The organism is Corallococcus praedator (assembly GCF_003612125.1).
GTDB classification, from domain to species: domain Bacteria; phylum Myxococcota; class Myxococcia; order Myxococcales; family Myxococcaceae; genus Corallococcus; species Corallococcus praedator.
The window spans coordinates 1-2,745 of sequence record NZ_RAWI01000660.1; the positions used below are offsets into that span (position 1 = coordinate 1).

The window sequence follows — 2,745 nt, forward strand, 5'->3', positions numbered from 1 at the left end:
ATGGAGTTCGGCCTGACGTGCCAGTTCGGCCTGTCGCAGTGCTTCCGCGTGCTGGGCTTCGGCGTGGAGGCGGGCTTCTTCGGCGAGACGGGCTTCTTCGGCGAGGCGGGCTTCTTCCTCACGAAGCTGAGCCTCCTCCGCGAGACGGATCTCTTCGGCGATCCGAGCTGCTTCCTCGGCACGAAGGCGGGCCGATTCCGCGAGGCGGGCCTCTTCAGCCAGCCGCGCCTCTTCGGCGAGACGGGCCTCTTCAGCCAGCCGCGCCTCTTCGGCGAGCCGGGCCTCTTCAGCGAGACGGGCCTCTTCAGCCAGCCGAGCCTCTTCAGCGAGACGGGCCTCTTCAGCGAGACGGGCCTCTTCGGCGAGACGGGCCTCTTCAGCGAGGCGGGCCTCTTCAGCGAGGCGGGCCTCTTCAGCCAGCCGGGCCTCTTCAGCGAGTCGAGCCTCTTCGGCGAGGCGGGCCTCTTCCGCGAGGCGGGCCTCTTCGGCCAGCCGGGCCTCTTCAGCGAGACGGGCCTCTTCAGCGAGACGGGCCTCTTCAGCGAGACGGGCCTCTTCAGCGAGACGGGCCTCTTCAGCGAGACGGGCCTCTTCAGCGAGACGGGCCTCTTCGGCGAGACGGGCCTCTTCAGCGAGACGGGCCTCCTCAGCCAGTCGCGCCTCTTCGGCGAGCCGGGCCTCTTCAGCGAGACGGGCCTCCTCAGCCAGTCGCGCCTCTTCGGCGGCGCGAGCCTCTTCGGCGAGCCGCGCCTCTTCAGCCAGCCGGACCTCTTCAGCGAGACGGGCCTCCTCAGCCAGTCGCGCCTCTTCCGCGGCGCGAGCCTCTTCGGCGAGCCGCGCCTCTTCAGCCAGCCGGACCTCTTCAGCGAGACGGGCCTCTTCAGCCAGTCGCGCCTCTTCAGCGAGACGGGCCTCTTCAGCCAGTCGCGCCTCTTCGGCGAGTCGAGCCTCTTCGGCCAGCCGGACCTCTTCGGCGAGTCGAGCCTCTTCAGCGAGACGGGCCTCTTCAGCCAGTCGAGCCTCTTCGGCGAGACGAGCCTCTTCAGCGAGACGGGCCTCTTCAGCCAGTCGAGCCTCTTCGGCGAGACGAGCCTCTTCAGCGAGACGGGCCTCTTCAGCCAGTCGAGCCTCTTCGGCGAGACGGGCCTCTTCAGCGAGACGGGCCTCTTCAGCGAGCCGAGCCTCTTCGGCGAGCCGAGCCTCTTCGGCGAGCCGAGCCTCTTCAGCGAGCCGAGCCTCTTCGGCGAGCCGGGCCTCTTCAGCGAGCCGAGCCTCTTCGGCGAGCCGGGCCTCCTCAGCCAGTCGCGCCTCTTCAGCAGCCAGTCGCGCCTCTTCAGCAGCCAGTCGCGCCTCTTCAGCGAGGCGAGCCTCTTCGGCCAGCCGGACCTCTTCAGCCAGTCGCGCCTCTTCAGCAGCCAGTCGCGCCTCTTCAGCAGCCAGTCGCGCCGCTTCAGCGAGGCGAGCCTCTTCGGCCAGCCGGACCTCTTCAGCGAGTCGAGCCTCTTCGGCGAGTCGAGCCTCTTCGGCGAGTCGAGCCTCTTCAGCCAGCCGAGCCTCTTCAGCCAGCCGAGCCTCTTCAGCGAGACGGGCCTCTTCGGCGAGACGGGCCTCTTCAGCGAGCCGCGCCTCTTCCGCGACGCGAGCCTCTTCCGCGAGACGGGCCTCTTCGGCGAGACGGGCCTCTTCAGCGAGACGAGCCTCTTCGGCGAGACGGGCCTCTTCAGCGAGCCGAGCCTCTTCAGCGAGCCGAGCCTCTTCAGCGAGCCGAGCCTCTTCAGCGAGCCGAGCCTCTTCAGCGAGCCGAGCCTCTTCAGCGAGCCGAGCCTCTTCCGCCAGCCGGACCTCTTCAGCCAGCCGTGTCTCTTCAGCGAGACGAGCCTCTTCCTCGATGCGGGCTTCTTCCGCGAGCCGCGCCTCTTCCGCGACGCGAGCCTCTTCCGCGACGCGAGCCTCTTCCGCGACGCGAGCCTCTTCGGCCAGCCGGGCCTCTTCAGCGAGCCGAGCCTCTTCGGCCAAACGTGCCTCTTCTTCGGCACGCAGCCGGGCTTCTTCGGCAAGCCACGCCGCTTCGGCTACACGAAGTCTCTCTTCTTCCGCGAGCCGAGCTTCCTCTTCGGCACGCAGCCTGGCCTCCTCAAGTAGTGCCTCCTCCGCGAGACGAGCCGCTTCCTCGCGAAGCTGAGCTTCTTCAGCGATGCGGATCTCTTCTGCGATTCGAGCTTCTTCCTCCGCACGGAGGCGAGCCTCTTCCGCAAGACGAGCCTCTTCCGTCGCGCGCACCCAGGCTTCTTCGGCGAGACGAGCCTCTTCAGCGAGACGGGCCTCTTCAGCCAGTCGAGCCTCTTCGGCGAGGCGGGCTTCTTCGGCGAGTCGAGCCTCTTCCGCCAGCCGAGCCTCTTCCGCCAGCCGAGCCTCTTCCGCCAGCCGAGCCTCTTCCGCCAGCCGAGCCTCTTCCGCCAGCCGAGCCTCTTCCGCCAGCCGAGCCTCTTCAGCGAGCCAGGCCTCTTCGGCCAGCCGCGCCTCTTCCGCCAGCCGAGCCTCTTCAGCCAGCCGAACCTCTTCAGCCAGCCGAACCTCTTCAGCCAGCCGAACCTCTTCAGCCAGCCGAACCTCTTCAGCCAGCCGAGCCTCTTCGGCGAGGCGAGCCTCTTCAGCCAGCCGGGCCTCTTCGGCGAGGCGAGCCTCTTCAGCCAGCCGGGCCTCTTCGGCGAGCCGAGCCTCTTCAGCCAGTCGAGCCTCTTCAGC

Annotated in this window: 1 protein-coding gene; it reads right to left on the bottom strand. The window is 68.4% G+C overall.

Annotated elements, in window-relative coordinates; translation table 11 throughout:
• The coding region (locus D7Y13_RS49980; protein ID WP_500683193.1) for a hypothetical protein at nt 1-2,730 on the bottom strand (2,730 nt) is incomplete at its 3' end.
• Nucleotides 2,731-2,745 lie beyond the last annotated feature (15 nt).